Source organism: Sphingobacterium litopenaei (assembly GCF_014692495.1).
In the GTDB taxonomy this organism is placed as follows: domain Bacteria; phylum Bacteroidota; class Bacteroidia; order Sphingobacteriales; family Sphingobacteriaceae; genus Sphingobacterium; species Sphingobacterium litopenaei.
This window is the reverse complement of sequence record NZ_JACOIJ010000020.1, coordinates 50,418-66,369: the sequence shown is the minus strand read 5'-3', so window position 1 is coordinate 66,369 and position 15,952 is coordinate 50,418. Positions and strand designations below refer to the sequence as shown.

Below are 15,952 nucleotides of genomic sequence, written 5' to 3'. Positions count from 1 at the left end.
GTTATTTTGTTTGTTCAATAGGTGAAGCATCTCCTGATACTATTCGTGAGTATATTCTCAATCAGGGTTAGTCGCTTACATCCCACAGGCTAAAGACCTGTGGGGTTTACGCTCCGTTTTATAAAAAAATCGTTTTCACAATTTAATTCTAAGGACTTAATCTACAACCCCCGATCATATTTATCAAATATTGAAGAAATAAAAGATTGGAAAACCAATGCAAATCATTTGGAATCGATAGAAACAGATATCGAATATTTGTTCAATAGTGATCTCACACAACCTCTACATAATTTAAACAATAGTTTAAATTCCAATTGAGAAACAGGTAAGCAAGGAATGATTTCCTTGCTTATTTTTTTCCAAAATCCTTTTCAGGTAAATACTTCCAATAGCGTCGTGGCACATGACGCAAATGCAATTTCATATTTTTCCGCGCCACGATATTGGTACTTTTAAAATATTGTTGCCATAAATTTTTATAATATTCCTCCTGTACATCCAAAGAAACTACTGTAGAAGAATGTACCATATCTTTGACATCTGCCGTATTTAATACGACTTCTGTGACACCAACTTTATCCCAATAAATACCATAATTACGTTTCAAATCATAGATAATCCAAGGCTGATCTGTATATCTGCTTTTGAAAAAGGTAGCAATCAACGGCAGCACATTAAAGTCCGGTTCCACCACGGCGAAATAAAGTCCATCGGAAGATTGCTGAAAACGTACAAAAGCTTTCATACGATGTCGTTCTCTACTCACCTTTCGCAAAGCATCCGAAAATTTCATGACAGCATCATCGCCATAATTATTCAAAATTTCTTTATTTCCTTTAAAAATCTGAATACACAAATAAAAAGCAGCCTGCCAAACTTCTGGACTTTCGAAAAGAAATGATCTAAAAAAATCGAGAGCAGTATTCTTACCTACACGTTCTTGTAATCCTTTCAAAACACGAACGGCTTTTTCTGAATCAGTATGTATATAGATGTCTTCCGCAAAAATATCAGGGAGATACAATTCTTTAGTAATTGGCTTCACCGAAAAATCCTTTCGTTCGAAAGCTTCGAAAACGCAACAAAGCCAACCATAATATGTACCATCAAAAATGTAATACATTACGCAAACAGATTCAATTGATTAGAAAGGACAGTTTTAGCTTTAGACACACTCTTATTCAAAATTTGAGCGCGAACATTTTCCATTGTTGCAAATCCCAACTGAAAAGGGCTATCCGCACATACCATAAAATGCCTTGCCCGATTAAAAGCAATCCCCATTTTCTTCACTTGATATTCGTGCAAGCGACCAAATTTTCGCGCTTGAATAATTTTAAGCGCAGACTGTCTACCCACCCCTGGAATGCGAATGATCATTTTATAATCTGCTTTGTTAATATCTACTGGAAATAGCTGCGGATTTCGTAAAGCCCAACTTAATTTTGGATCGATTTCAAGATCTAATTCCTGGAAATTAGGGTTTAATATTTCATTCAATTGAAAGCCATAAAACCTTAACAGCCAATCTGTTTGATACAATCTATTTTCCCGAACCAAAGGAGGTTTTGTGCCAATTTGTGGCAGCAAAGAATTATCATTTTGAATAGGAATATATCCACTATAATAAACTCTTTTTAGGTTATAATCTTTATAAAATTTGTAGGCAACAGACATGATTTCAAAATCATTTTCAGGCGTAGCTCCAATGACCATTTGCGTGCTTTGACCTGCCGGAACAAAAGTAGGTTTATGTTTTATCAATTTAGATTCCTGTTTCAATGACTGAATTTCCTGATTGATAAAATTTAAAGGTTTCTTCACCGATTCATGATCTTTTTCAGGAGCCATCAATTTCAAACCTTTCTCTGTAGGCATTTCTAAGTTAATGCTCATACGATCAACATAGAGCCCCGCTTCACGAATCATCTCATCACTTGCCCCAGGAATAGTTTTCAGATGTATATATCCATTATAACGCTCTTCCAACCTTAATTTTTTTACGATTTTGAGCAAACGTTCCATCGTATAATCGGCACTTTTGAAAATACCAGAACTCAAGAATAATCCTTCAATGTAATTTCTTCGATAAAAGTTCATTGTCAATTTTACCACTTCTTCTACGGTAAATGCTGCTCGTTGCACATCATTACTTTTACGACTCACACAAAAAGCACAGTCATAAATGCAGTGATTGGTCAACAATATCTTCAATAAAGATACACATCGACCATCTTCTGTGTATGTATGGCAAATCCCAGAATAAGAAGCATCTCCTATCCCACCCGAATTTTTACGTTTACTACCGCTCGAACTACAGCTTACATCATACTTGGCGGCATCTGCTAAAATTTTAAGTTTTTCCTCTAGACGATCCATTATCATAGTGTGATTTGAAATCAAAAATACTAAAATTTTTAGTAAAATAAAAAATAATTTTTCTTCTGAAGATCAAATAATCCTTTGATACACAACTATAATAATCAGAAGTCCGTAAATTAGATAAATCAAAGAGTTATGACTGATTATTCTGCATATACATTTACTGCCGAGCTACAGATTATTGGAATAAACCCATTTGTAGCTGTTCCGCCTGATATTTTAGAACGAATTTTTCAAGATTCGGGAAAAAGATTAGGACCTATTTCTATTTGCGGAAAAGTGAATAGTTAACCTTATAAACAGACATTGATCAAATATAAAGGAGAATGGAGATTATACATTAACACTGTAATGTTGCCCAATTCGCCAAAAAGAATCGCTGAAAATTTGGAAATAAGCGTTGCTTTTGATCCTACGGACCGCACTGTGCAAATGCCCATTTTATTTCAAGAAGCATTAGAAAATGATAAAATCGCAAGAAAAGTGTTCGATAGTTTACCTCCTTCTCTTCAAAAAGAAATTAATCGTTACCTGAACTCGGCGAAGAAAGAGGAAACATTATTGAAAAACATCCACCTTGCCATCGGATTTCTAAAAGGAGAAAACAGATTTATTGGTCGCAATCCAATAAAGAAATAACTATTTTGAAATACGATTCATTTTCTATGATGAAATTGAAAGTAAACAATTTTGATATTAAATCATAATAAAAACAGCAGCTTCAAAGTAGCTTATTATTGTTATTTACGTTATAACTATAGCCTATGAAAATCGAAATCACAGAAAATATACAGTTAAGACAAATTCAATCCGAAGATGCTAGTGCACTTTTTGAGCTCATCGACAGCGAACGTGAATTTTTAGGACAATGGCTTCCCTTTGTTCCGTTGACCAAAGTAGTGAGTGACACCGAAGCCTATGTCTTATCCCTTGTCAATGCGCCATTAACAAATTTTGAATATGTGTTCACCATTTGGGAATCCGAGAAAATCATGGATTGATAGGTTTTATTCGCTCGGATACACACAACAAAAAAACAGAAATTGGATATTGGATGTCGCAATACGCACAAGGCAAAGGAATTATGACTAAATGCGTAAAAGCATTGTGCCATTTTGCTTTTGAAGAATTGGACATGAATCGCATTCAAATCAAATGTGCAATAGGGAATACTCCAAGCAGTAACATTCCCAAAAGATTAGGCTTTTATTTCGAAGGAATCGAACGCGATAGAGAAATCTATGCCCAAGATACCTTTAGGGATTTAGAAGTTTATAGTTTATTAAAAAATGATTTTTATTCCATTTAAAAAATGCTTCACTTTTCTACACTTGAAAACATTGATATTAGAGAAATAACTGACACTTTTAACGAAGCTTTTTCGGATTATTCAATTCCCCTACAACTAAATTATGAGCAGATGCAGACTAAACTGCGGGCAGAAGATTATGCTCCCGAATATTCTGTAGGTGCTTTTTACCAAAACAAATTGGTTTGTTTCATTTTACATTGCTATAGAGAAGAAAAGGGGATTAAAAGAGTATACAATGGTGGAACTGGAGTAATTCCTTCACAACGAGGTCAACATATCACGCTCGGTATGTACGACTATATATTACCACAACTTAAAGAAGCGAGAATAAACCAAGTGATTTTAGAAGTCTTAGAAAACAATGTGCCAGCGAAAAAATCCTACGAGAAAGTTGGCTTTAAGACAACTAGACGTTTAAGGAGCTATTTCGGTCAAATCCAAGAGCATTCAACGACAAATGACATTCAAGTTGAAAGCTTAAATAACATAGATTGGGATTTACTTGAATCTTTTTGGAGCATTCAACCGAGTTGGCAAAATGCCAGTCAATCTATTCGAAATATATTAGATAAACTTTTGGTTTATGCCTTATACAGGAAAAAAGAACTCCTAGGTTATACGATATATAATCCTGCTTCAAAACGCATTCATCAAATCGCAGTGTCGACTAAAAGCCGCCACCAAGGCATTGCAAAAGCATTAATAAATCACATTCGCCAACACAATAATCCTAATGTGAACATTATTAATGTGGATGAGCAAGACACTTCCACTCTGAACTTTTTCGAGCAGCAAGGATGGGAAAACAAGATTAATTTGTTAGAAATGAAATTAGATTTGTAATGCGAATTGGTCTCATTAAGGAATTTAAAATAAATAAAACTGCCCCATCTCAACTCCTTTCAGATTATAAGATCATTCCGCAATACATTTTATAACCCTAATGCCTATGGAGAACTATTCGTGTTTGAGAAATAGCTTATTTAATCGCCATTATTCCTGTATCCAAAATCGCATAATTCACGGATTTTTCAAAGGATTGTTTTGTGTCTAGACCTGTAAACTGACTGAAAGCTGGAAGAATAATCATATTTTCAGAAACCACATAAGACGGTAATCGGAAATGCTTATTTGTAGGCAATCTCACCGTCACACCCGGATGTATATGTCCAGAAATTTGATAATCTGCACATTTCTCAGGTTCGTGAACAAATTCAATTCCATCGAGATGGAATGTATTACAAACAGCTTTCACACCAAAATCCAAAATTTTCCGATCTGCGATTCGGTCGTGATTGCCTTTGATTAGAATAAATTCTATTTCCGAAAACTGCTGCAAAAAATTCTTAAAATCCAATACCTCTCCATTCTGGTGAGCATGAATCAAGTCTCCTACAACAATTACTTTATCCACAGTGTAATGCAACAGCAACTTTTCCAACACATCCAAATCACGTTGGTGGATTTGAGAAGGAATTGGAATACCATTTCTTCGAAAGTGTGCTGCTTTGCCTAAATGTAAATCCGACAAGATCAATGTTTTCTGTGCCGGCCAATAGATTGCTTTTTTGTTGGTAAGAATTAATGTATGTTGTGCCCAGGTAATTTCCTGTTCGTGTATGATCATCTACGCTTCCTATTTAATCGTTTACTCTGTTCCTGCATGCGTTGAATTCGTGAAGCCATATCTTCACTGGATAGCGACTGACGTAGACTATCCACCTTGATCGGAAAACTCAACGGCGTAAAACTTTCTGCAAATTTATAAATGATTGTTGAAGAATTAATACGTTCAAAAGCTCGAACTAAACGAGGCTCTTCCAACTGTTGATTAAAAACCTCCGTGTAAGCCTGTTTAAGCAATAAATTATGAGGTTCGTGCTCTTCCAAAACTTGAAAAATAATTCCTGAGGAAGCTTGTAAAGACTTATTATTTTGTTGTTTCCCGTATTGATTTTGAATCACATAGCCACTTACTACCGCAATATCTCGGAATTTGCGCTTAGCCATTTCCGTAGCATTAATACTCGCTGTTACATCTTTCATTAAATCCTCTTTACGAAGAATATGCTTTAGTTGCTCCTCGGAAAGCACAATTTCCGTATCCGAAAACAATTCAAAACCGTAATCATTCATGGCCATCGAAAAACTGATCGGGTAAAGCTGACTGATGCGATATGCCATCAAACTAGACATTACTTCATGCACAAGACGTCCCTCAAAAGGATACATAAAAAGATGATACCCTTCTTTGGTTTTAATCTTTTCCACCAGGAATTCATCTTCTGAAGGAATATGCGATTTGTCAACCTGACTTGCTACTAATGGATATAAAAACTTGAGTTCCTCTTCCCGGGATTTGGGATTTTTGGAGTCTGCCAATTTCTTACGCAACAATCCCCCCAAATTAGAACTCAAAGGTAATCTTCCACCGAGCCAGCTTGGTGTTATAGCTTTCCCTTGTGAAGCACGCACATAAGCCGTCATTTCCTTCATTCGAATCAGTTCGAGAACACGACCAGCCAAAATAAACTTATCACCTTGCTTTAATTTCGTGATAAAATATTCTTCCACCATGCCAATGTATCCTCCACCTAAGAATTTGACTTTTACCATGGCATCCGATACAATCACACCAATATTCATCCGGTGAAGCATAGCAATACGTCTTTTTTCGACCACATAAAGACCTTCTTCATTCTTCACAACCTTATGAAATTCTTCATAATTCTTTCCAATCTTTCCTCCGACCGTTATAAAAGAAATACACCAATCCCAATCCTCTGCTGTCATCCATTGGAATGAAAAAGTTTTTTTCAAAGCTTCATACAACTTATCCTTTGTAAAACCACCGCCAAGTGCTATAGAAACGAGAAACTGGACTAATACATCATAACAAAGCACCAAAGGTTCACGATCTTCAATCAGATTAATTTTAACCGCTTCTTTAAGTGCGGCTACTTCGATAAGTTCAAGCGAATGGGTTGGCACAAAATATATCTTTGACACCTCAAATGGTGAGTGTCCACTTCGCCCGGCCCGTTGCATAAAACGAGCCACACCTTTACTCGAACCAACTTGAATCACGGTATCCACCGGTTTAAAATCCACGCCAAGATCTAAAGAGGAAGTGGACACCACCGCTTTTAATTTTCCTTCACTCAACGCTTCTTCTATCCAAGTGCGAATATGTATATCTATCGATCCATGATGTAAAGCTAATTGTCCTGCAAAGTCTGGATAAGCCCCCAACAACAGCTGATACCAATATTCACTTTGACTTCGTGTATTGGTAAAAACGATGGTAGATTTACTTTCTAAAATTATCGGCACCACCTGCTCCACGAGTTTGCCACCTAAATGTCCTGCCCAAGGTAATATCTCGACCTCGGGCGGAAATACCGAAACAACATCAATGAGCTTTTTCTCCTTGGCAATAATCTTAATTTTCTTAACAGCGTAAGGAATGAGTACATGCATCGCTTCATCCAAATTTCCAATAGTAGCCGTAATCCCCCAAATTAATAGGTTTGGTAATTTAGATTTTAAATAAGCTGTAGCCAACTCGACCATTACCCCTCGCTTACTACTTAATAATTCATGCCATTCATCAATAACTACAGCTTTAAGGTGTGCAAAGAACTTGTCTCTCCCTTTTTGAGCCAAAAGCAAATGCCAGCTTTCGGGAGTGAGCAACAATACATCAGGCATTTGCTTGCTTTGTCGTTGCTTAATTTTTACATCGGTATCTCCATTACGTACCTCCACTACCCAATCTAACCCAATCTGATCGATAGCTTCTTGCATAGCACGTGCTAAATCTTTTGCCAAAGAACGCAAAGGCGTAATCCAAACCATCTTCAAACCCTTTTTATAAGAATTTGGATGATTCATGTAATCAATCAAAACACCCAGAAAAACAGAATAGGTTTTGCCAAAGCCCGTAGGTGCCACCACCATTCCACAGTATCCATTATTGATTTTTTCCCAAGATTGGCGTTGAAAGGTAAAAGGAGTTCGACCGTGATCTTTTAGCCACGATGACACAATTTCATAACCAGATGTTTGTTCAAAATTGCTCAAGATAGAATGAAGTTAATGAATTAATTTTTTTACCGATTCCAAATCATCTATTTCTGCTACGGTTTTATCTTTGCGCCAACGCAAAATACGTGGAAAGCGTAATGCTACACCAGCCTTATGCCTCAAACTCCAACCTATTCCTTCAAAGGCTATTTCGAATACCAATTCAGGCTTCACGGTACGCACAGGTCCAAATTTCTCTAAGGCATTTTTGTTCACAAAACGACTTACTTCCTGAATCTCTTTATCCGTCAGCCCCGAATAAGCTTTAGCAATAGTTACCAAATTTTCACCATCACGTACTGCAAAGGTATAATCCGTATACTGCGAGCTACGACGTCCGCTTCCCTTTTGGGCATATATCAAAACGGCATCTATAGTCAGAGGATCTATTTTCCATTTCCACCAATCGCCTTTTTTACGCCCCACGTGATAAACTGAATCTTTATGCTTCAACATTAGACCTTCACTGTTAATATCCCGAGCCTGTTCTCTAATGTGACGCAAATCTTCTAGATTATCTGTGTGTATAGTTGGCGAGATTTTGATGTGCTCTAACGGATTTTCTTTCACTAAATTTTCTAAGATAATTCGTCGTTCTTTCATGGGTTGGTTTCGCAAATCTTGATGATTAAATTCCAAAATATCATATAGATACAAACCAACGGGAACTTCCTCTAAAATTTTCTTAGACAACACTTTTCGATTTAACCTTTTTTGCAAAGCCGTAAAATTCAATATTTCCCCTTCCGAAATGGCTAATATTTCGCCATCCAACACAAAATTACCTTCCCATCCTTTTATTTCTTCAACAATTTCTGGAAATTGATCCGTAACCAATTCCTCTCCACGCGACCAAATAAAAATTTCTTCATTTCTTTTGATAACCTGTCCCCTGATACCATCCCATTTATATTCTATTTGCCAATCTTCAAGATTTTCTAATGTAGCATCGACATCTTCAATGGGATAAGCCAAACAAAACGGGTATGGTTTGGAAAGATTACTATCGATATATTCTCCATGTATTAAAGGTTCGAATTTGGAATTTTCTACGGTCCATTCGCCCATGATACTATGCGACACCGCACTTGCTTCCAAATTATAATACGATGAAATCGCGTTAATCAAACCTTTGGTGGAAATCCCTAAACGAAAACTTCCACCCAATAATTTATTAAAAATAAAACGTTCTTGGTGAGGTAGATTATCCCACACGTCTAGAATAAACTTCTTTTTATCTTCCTCTGAATAAGTTGAAATTGCATTTATTTTATCCATCCATTCCGCTAGTGAAAAATCCAAATACCCTGTTGGTTGAGGTAGTAACAAGGAAATAGTTTCTCCCAGATCACCTACGGAAGCATAGGCTTCTTGGAATAACCAATCTGGAATATTCGTAATTTCTTTAACCCATTCCCGAAGTAATGTTGTGGACACCGCTCGTTTTGGTCTTCTGCCGCTAAATAATGCCAAAAACCATAGCTTATCCTTATCTTCCGCCTGTTCGAAAAAACGATGGATAGCCTCCATCTTTTGCGTGGTTTTATTGGTGCTGTCTAAAGCATGTATTAATGTTGCGAAAGCTCTCATACAGACCCTCCTACTTCCTTCGCCACTTCAACCTCTTCTTCTTCATCACCAAATTCTGTTTTGACTTCTTCCGATTCTATACCAATTTCATTCAAATATTTTGAAAAGACCGCCGTTTGCCCATGCGTCACATATACTTTTTCGGCTTCTGTCATTTTTATAGCTTGAAGTAAATCATTCCAATCAGCATGATCACTAATCGCAAACCCCGCATCGGCACTTCTCCATCTTCGCGCTCCACGAACTGTCATCCACCCCGAACAAATAGCATAAGCCATATTTGGAATTTCACGTATTACATTAGAATCCACTAAAGCAGGTGGAACGATAACTATACCTTGATTGACATGTTTTACATCTTCTCTAAAGTCCAAGACTTCGTATTTTGGGAGTTCAATTCCTACACTTTCGTAAGCTTGATTCAATTTATGAATGGAATAATGTACATATATCGGAGCTATACCTTCCACCGCTTTCATAATGCGTTGTGCTTTGCCGAGAGAATAGCCTACAAAGACTGAGGTTTTTTGGTAAGCTTGATTTTGTATTACCCAATTGGCTAATTCCTCATTCTGCTTTTCTACGGGATTCCATTGATAAATAGGTAATCCAAAGGTACTTTCGCTAACGAATTCATGACATTTAATTGGTTCAAAAGGTGTCGACAAACCATCATTCTGCAACTTATAATCGCCAGATATAACAGCAACTTTTCCTTTATATTCCAATCTTATTTGCGCTGAACCAATAATATGACCAGCTGGATGAAAGGAAACTTTCACTCCATTAATAGCTATTGGTTCATTATAACCAATTCCTTGAACTTGTATATCTTCGCCTATGCGACTGCGAAGAATAGGAACTGTGAAATGATGACACAAATACCTTTTCATCCCCCAACGTGCATGATCAGCATGACCATGGGTGATCAACGCCATATCTACTGGTCGCCAAGGATCAATAAAAAATTTACCCGGTACACAGTAAATGCCCTCCGGTCGAAATTGAAGTAAACGCATATCAATGAAAACCGCTAAAGTCTAACAATTGTTTTCATTTAAAATGGTTTATAATAGCAATAAAATAAATATTTTATTGCTATTATAAACCATTTTAAATGAAAATCACATTGAACAACTTAAACCAACTTAAATATATCCCAAAAATTGGAGTACAATCCTTTATTTTATTTTTGTAGCAGTAGTTTTGTTATTATTTGCAGGACGAAAAATAGAAGAACTTAGGTTCGAATCTTTGTATTATTTATTCCCCGATTATTATCAGCATATCTCAAACTTTTCTATATCAGCAATGCTCGTTTTAGTAGCAGGCTATACCAATGTACTTGAAAATAGAACACTTACACGTACATATGTCTCCGCTGCCTTGCTTATAGCAGCAAACCTTATATATGAGCTCTTTTTGCCTTTTATAAATACGATGGATGTTATGGACGCATACTATGGGATAGCTGGATCTATAGTACCTTTCATCTATTTGATTCCTTATAAATTATATGGCATACAAGAAAATCCTAATTATATAGAGAAAAATAAAAGTGAAAACCCAGTCCTTTAGAACTGGGTTTGTATTAATATTTAATCTCTCAAGGTAGTAATATCCAATTTTGGTTTTGGCAGATTTAATGCCTTTATCTCTGATAGACACTTATCAACCATTTCTTGTGTCATGGTGTAGGTGTATTTCCCATAATCATCATACTCTAATTTTCCCACAAAGAAAAATCCATATTTCGCAAAAAAATCAGATAAATCTACTTGAGCAACTTCACAGGCTGTTTTTACAAAATTTAATTGATGTACCGCAGGATTTCTTTCACCTCTACGTCTATCTGTCGCCCAATCTCCAGTTCTTGCGGTAGAATTTGCTGCTTCTTGTTTTCTAAATGCTTCAAATAAATCAGGATAAAAATCTGGGTTGCTACCTACGCCTTCAAAATACAACTGCAACTGCCAGAATGGAACCAATCGATTGAAAACATCAGGATCGGCTAGATATGAGATTCCTTTCTCAATAATATCTTTACGTGCTTTATCATAGTTATTTTGTTCGGAAATACGCGTCTTATTTCCGAATGAACGTGTTACATACAAGGAAAAAAGGTTATTGCTCACCTCGCCTAAACCACCCCAATTAAACATGGGTCTTGTTTGATGCACGTGTCCTACCTCATGACTGAATCCCCAGCATGGATCGCCTTTAATGACCACGTCTGGATTCACAACCATGCCCATTGCGTACCCAACTTTATCTCCCATGTAAGCCACGCCATCTCCATCTCTAAACATATAGTAATTATAATTTACACGAGATAAGATTTTATTTTGTGGAACTTTATTGTATTTGACCAGCCCCATCAATCTGTGTTGTCTATACACCAAAGAATCATAATTAGAAATCAACTCTACACCTCTTCCATACGCATATTTTTTTAACGCTTCTATTGGATATGCAGTCTGAATATGTTTTCCCTTAGCATCCAATATCGGATAAACTGCTTTATCAATTAACTTATTCCAGTCGGAATCTGTATGCTTGCTGATATCAAAATATCCATTTTCTTTACCCGTCAAGAAATGGACAGAAATGGGCTTTTCTTCCTCTGGAGCATTTGAAAAGTAAGAAATATAAGCAAGGCTTCCGTATTTTTCCAAATTAATGATGTTGACACCATTCTTTAATGTAAATTCCTGTTTATGCAATCCCCAACCATTTGGATCTTCTGTGGGGTTTTCAGGATTGGGCGCTTTGCGTAACCAATTTGGAACATATAATTTAACCTCTTTACCTTCAGCAATTCCATCTACCAAAAGAATATGTTCACCTTTGTCTAAATAAACTCCCGTTACATTTTCATATTTACTGTAACCATCACCTATACTCAAAACCCGTCCCAAAGTCCTAGGATTTAAAATGGCTTTATACGTAGCATACTTATAAGTTGGCTGGTATTTTTTATCCAATATGGCAGTTGCAACTTCTTTGATTGCAGACGTACTAATGGCATTTAAAGCCTTTTTGTTGACTTCCTTTTTTAATTTCAATCCTACGGCATCATCGAATACAACCAGATCTTTATTCACTCGAGCATAATCTTCAGCAGTCTGCGCAAAAGTATTTGTTTGAAATAAAAAAGTAATTAGAAAGGGTACAATAAAGCATTTTTTCATCTTATTAGTGTTATAATTCACTTCTAAAATATGCTTATTACTAGCAACTAAAAAGTAACGAATTTGGCACAATTCCAAATTCTCTCATTCCAATAGCAATCAATCGGTTGATTAATTTTTAATAAAAATCAAAAAGGTTTGCAAAAACTATATTAATGGGTTAAATTTGTCGCCATATTATTTGATAAATGACAAAATTCTTCACATACCATATTCATTCGCATCATCGCCATTGTGGCGATATGTAATGTTATATGTTTCTACGTGAAGCATCTTTTTCCCAATAGTCAGTTTTATTAATAATATTTAAGCACCAAAAACAATTAGTTTTGAAAAATCTAAAAATAGCTATCCAAAAATCGGGTAGATTAAATGAAAAATCAGTACAGTTACTTAAAAACTGTGGTCTTGACTTCGAAAATTACAAAAGCTCTCTTATAACATCTGCTTCAAACTTCAATCTTGAAATTCTTTTCTTACGTGATGACGATATTCCAGGATACGTGGAGCAAGGTATCGCCGATTTGGGTATTGTAGGTGAAAATGTAATTGATGAAACACAAGCTAAAGTAAACTATTTACAACGCTTAGGGTTTGGTAAATGTACCTTGAAATTAGCTATCGCTAAGGATTCTACTATTCAAGACTTACAAGATTTAAATGGTAAATCAATTGCAACTTCTTACCCTGTGATTTTAAAATCATTCTTGGATGAATATAAAATCAATGCGGATATCCAAACAATTTCGGGATCGGTAGAAATAGCTCCAGGATTAGGTTTGAGTGATGCAATTTGTGATATTGTTTCTACAGGCGGAACATTAAAAAGCAATGGTTTAAAACCTTTTGCAGATGTGCGTAAATCAGAAGCTATTCTTATCGGACGTGAAGGATTAGAAGAAAACGAAATTTTAGCTGAACTTTTGCAACGTATTCAATCCGTATTACGTGCGAAGGAAACAAAATACGTCGTATTGAACGTAGAAAAAGCAAATCTGCCTATTATCACTGAAATTTTGCACGGTGTAAAAAGCCCTACAGTAGTGCCTTTAGCTGAAGAAGGCTGGGTTGCTGTACACACCGTCATTTCCGAAGATGATTTTTGGGGTAAAATAAACGTATTGAAATCTGCAGGCGCGCAAGGTATTGTCGTAATGCCTATCGAAAAGATTATTTTATAATGCTAAAAACATATACATACGCCGATCTTTCTACAGCAGATATTGATAAATTGGTATTGCGAAACTCCGATCCCAATCAATCTATTCAATCTACTGTTAACGATATTATCGAAGATGTTCGTCAGAATGGCGACGCAGCTTTAATAAATTATGCGGCTAAATTTGATCAGGTACAATTGGAAAAATTGTATTTGGAGAAAGAAGAAATTGAAGAGTTAGCAGCAACTATTAGCCGTGATCAACAACGTGCTTTGGAGATTGCTTTCCAAAATATTCATAAATTTCACAGCACACAATTGAAACGCGAACGCGTAGTAGAAACTATGCCTGGCGTAAAATGTTGGCGTGAGGTACGTCCTATCGAAAAAGTCGGATTATACATTCCGGGAGGTTCTGCTGTATTACCTTCTACCCTTTTGATGTTGGGAGTTCCTGCTCGAATTGCAGGATGTAAAGAAATTGTAGTCTGTTCGCCTCCACAAAAAAATGGTAAAATCAATGGCTTTGTGGCTTATTGTTTATTGTTATTAAAAATTGAACGTATCTACTTAGTTGGTGGAGCACAAGCTGTAGCTGCAATGGCTTTTGGTACATCAAGTATTCCAAAAGTGGATAAAATTTTTGGTCCAGGAAATCAGTTCGTTACCAAAGCAAAAAGCACGATACAAAGTCTTACAAATGTAAGTATTGATATCCCTGCTGGACCATCTGAAGTGTTAGTAATAGCAGATCATACAGCAAACCCTGCTTATGTGGCTGCAGATTTATTAGCTCAAGCGGAACATGGCTCAGATAGTCAAGCTGTATTAGTGGCGACCTCTGCGGAAATTGTCACGAAAGTAAACGCAGAATTAGAATCGCAACTTGCTGTACTACCCCGCAAAGAAATCGCTGCTAAAGCTATTGAAAATTCTTACGCGGTTATTACCTCAGACTTGAGAGAAGCCATGCGATTCTCCAACATTTATGCCCCAGAACATTTGATTATTGAAACGGATTATTGGCAAACCGTAACTTCTTTGATTCTAAATGCAGGTTCTGTATTCTTAGGTCATCTTACACCTGAAAGTGCTGGAGATTATGCTTCTGGAACAAACCACACACTGCCTACCTCAGGTTATGCTCGTTCGTATTCTGGCGTTTCGGTAGATTCTTTTGTCAAAAAGATTACTTTCCAATCGATTAATGAAGAAGGTATTAAACAAATTGGTTCTACGGTAGAAATATTAGCCGAATTAGAAGGCCTTCAAGCGCATAGAAATGCAGTTTCGATTAGAAAAAAATAATTTTTATTTTTTACACAATATTCGGAATATACTCTGCGTTTCTATATTAGAAACTTAAAGATAAATCTCTAATAGTTAGAGGTTATCACCTAAAAAGAATAAAGGGATTAAGACAAAATGTTTTAATCCCTTACTTTTTTACCAAATGCCCAAGCGTAGTTTCAGCATATTCGTATCCCCTTTCTATTAAAAATTTTGAGCGGTCAAAATCCCAAATTCCAGAAATATTATGCGGTACATTGATGACATAATTTGGTTTATACAATTCAATACTCAATTGAGTTAATTTTCGCCGCATCGCTAAATAAGATTCTTGCAATAAGCTAATGGAATTCAATTTGTCGTAAGCAATTGGCGCTAACAAATCCCTATTTCCATCTAAGTTGACTGCTATAATGATATTCTCACGGTACTGTACATAATTGATTGGTAAAGGATTTAGTACGCCACCATCGACCAAAAATCTTCCATCCGTAGTAATTACAGACTTAAAAACACCTGGTATAGCTATCGAAGCACGGATTGCATTATATACACTTCCAGTTCGAAATACTACATCTTCTTCATTCGTCAAATCTGTGGCCACTGCTGCATAACGCATTTGCATATTTTCTATGGGCAAATCTTGAAACACTTCTTGCATGGTCGAAAGTACACGCTGGCCTTTCAAAAATCCATATCTGGGATCAGAAAAATCCATTAATCTAAAAACTTCCCTTTTGGTAAGACGTGACATCCACTCGCCCAATTCCACATGACGCCCTTCTGCAAATGCAGCTCCAACCAAAGAACCAATCGAACAGCCCACAACTTCATTTACTTCAAATCCATGTTCTATAAGCCATTTAATAACACCTAATTGAGTAATTCCTCTTGCTCCTCCACTACCTAGAACTAACGAAACCTTTTTCTGCATATAAT

The 15,952-nt window shown here is 36.2% G+C and carries 16 protein-coding genes; 8 read left to right on the top strand and 8 right to left on the bottom strand.

Annotation, left to right across the window (positions count from 1 at the left end):
* Positions 1-352: 352 nt before the first annotated feature.
* Both H8B04_RS11210 and H8B04_RS11205 read right to left on the bottom strand, forming a co-directional pair.
* A complete protein-coding gene (locus H8B04_RS11210; RefSeq protein WP_190302401.1) occupies positions 353-1,126 on the bottom strand; it encodes a TIGR03915 family putative DNA repair protein in 774 nt (257 codons plus the stop codon).
* A complete protein-coding gene (locus H8B04_RS11205) occupies positions 1,126-2,385 on the bottom strand; it encodes a putative DNA modification/repair radical SAM protein (RefSeq protein WP_190302404.1) in 1,260 nt (419 codons plus the stop codon). Before H8B04_RS11205 ends, H8B04_RS11210 begins: the two co-directional genes overlap by 1 nt.
* Positions 2,386-2,520: 135 nt before the next feature.
* On the opposite strand from H8B04_RS11205, the gene H8B04_RS17125 reads away from it, so the two are divergent.
* The 5 genes from H8B04_RS17125 (at position 2,521) to H8B04_RS11190 (ending at position 4,540) form a co-directional block, all read left to right on the top strand.
* Positions 2,521-2,676: a hypothetical protein gene (locus H8B04_RS17125; protein ID WP_223815386.1), complete on the top strand. Its 156-nt coding sequence runs from the start codon at positions 2,521-2,523 to the stop codon at positions 2,674-2,676.
* A gap of 15 nt (positions 2,677-2,691) precedes the next feature.
* Positions 2,692-3,024: a YdeI/OmpD-associated family protein gene (locus H8B04_RS11200; protein ID WP_223815385.1), complete on the top strand. Its 333-nt coding sequence runs from the start codon at positions 2,692-2,694 to the stop codon at positions 3,022-3,024.
* Positions 3,025-3,149: 125 nt separating this feature from the next.
* Complete coding sequence (locus tag H8B04_RS17120) at positions 3,150-3,386, top strand: GNAT family N-acetyltransferase (protein ID WP_223815384.1); 237 nt, start codon at positions 3,150-3,152, stop codon at positions 3,384-3,386.
* Positions 3,383-3,694 (top strand): GNAT family N-acetyltransferase, encoded by a 312-nt coding sequence (locus H8B04_RS17115; RefSeq protein ID WP_262891415.1) that lies wholly within the window; start codon positions 3,383-3,385, stop codon positions 3,692-3,694. The genes H8B04_RS17120 and H8B04_RS17115 overlap by 4 nt, the downstream gene beginning before the upstream one ends.
* 3 nt (positions 3,695-3,697) lie before the next feature.
* On the top strand, positions 3,698-4,540 hold the full coding sequence (locus tag H8B04_RS11190) for a GNAT family N-acetyltransferase (RefSeq protein ID WP_190302400.1): 843 nt from the start codon (positions 3,698-3,700) through the stop codon (positions 4,538-4,540).
* 136 nt (positions 4,541-4,676) lie between these two features.
* Here the strand turns inward: H8B04_RS11190 and pdeM are convergent, their stop codons facing one another.
* From pdeM to H8B04_RS11170, 4 genes are read right to left on the bottom strand one after another with little or no spacing between them, the layout of a single operon-like run.
* Positions 4,677-5,324: a ligase-associated DNA damage response endonuclease PdeM gene (pdeM, locus tag H8B04_RS11185; protein ID WP_190302399.1), complete on the bottom strand. Its 648-nt coding sequence runs from the start codon at positions 5,322-5,324 to the stop codon at positions 4,677-4,679.
* Entirely contained in the window at positions 5,321-7,780 is a 2,460-nt protein-coding gene (locus H8B04_RS11180) for a ligase-associated DNA damage response DEXH box helicase (RefSeq protein WP_190302398.1), read from the bottom strand. The genes pdeM and H8B04_RS11180 overlap by 4 nt, the downstream gene beginning before the upstream one ends.
* Positions 7,781-7,792: 12 nt before the next feature.
* The gene (locus H8B04_RS11175) at positions 7,793-9,373 is read right to left on the bottom strand and encodes an ATP-dependent DNA ligase (RefSeq protein WP_190302397.1); all 1,581 of its coding nucleotides are present in this window, start codon (positions 9,371-9,373) and stop codon (positions 7,793-7,795) included.
* Positions 9,370-10,392 (bottom strand): ligase-associated DNA damage response exonuclease, encoded by a 1,023-nt coding sequence (locus tag H8B04_RS11170; protein WP_190302396.1) that lies wholly within the window; start codon positions 10,390-10,392, stop codon positions 9,370-9,372. The genes H8B04_RS11175 and H8B04_RS11170 overlap by 4 nt, the downstream gene beginning before the upstream one ends.
* Before the next feature lie 292 nt (positions 10,393-10,684).
* Between H8B04_RS11170 and H8B04_RS11165 the strand changes: the two genes are divergently transcribed.
* Positions 10,685-10,951, top strand: coding sequence for a hypothetical protein (locus H8B04_RS11165; protein WP_190302395.1), 267 nt, complete (start codon positions 10,685-10,687; stop codon positions 10,949-10,951).
* Positions 10,952-10,971: 20 nt separating this feature from the next.
* Here the strand turns inward: H8B04_RS11165 and H8B04_RS11160 are convergent, their stop codons facing one another.
* On the bottom strand, positions 10,972-12,564 hold the full coding sequence (locus tag H8B04_RS11160) for a M60 family metallopeptidase (RefSeq protein ID WP_190302394.1): 1,593 nt from the start codon (positions 12,562-12,564) through the stop codon (positions 10,972-10,974).
* Between the two features lie 329 nt (positions 12,565-12,893).
* Between H8B04_RS11160 and hisG the strand changes: the two genes are divergently transcribed.
* Positions 12,894-13,745 carry an ATP phosphoribosyltransferase gene (gene hisG, locus H8B04_RS11155; protein WP_165290128.1) on the top strand — a complete coding sequence of 284 codons (852 nt, stop codon included), beginning with the start codon at positions 12,894-12,896 and terminating at the stop codon, positions 13,743-13,745.
* Positions 13,745-15,031, top strand: coding sequence for a histidinol dehydrogenase (gene hisD / locus H8B04_RS11150; RefSeq protein ID WP_190302393.1), 1,287 nt, complete (start codon positions 13,745-13,747; stop codon positions 15,029-15,031). The genes hisG and hisD overlap by 1 nt, the downstream gene beginning before the upstream one ends.
* A gap of 130 nt (positions 15,032-15,161) precedes the next feature.
* Here the strand turns inward: hisD and H8B04_RS11145 are convergent, their stop codons facing one another.
* Entirely contained in the window at positions 15,162-15,947 is a 786-nt protein-coding gene (locus tag H8B04_RS11145; protein ID WP_190302392.1) for a patatin-like phospholipase family protein, read from the bottom strand.
* Between the last annotated feature and the right edge of the window lie 5 nt (positions 15,948-15,952).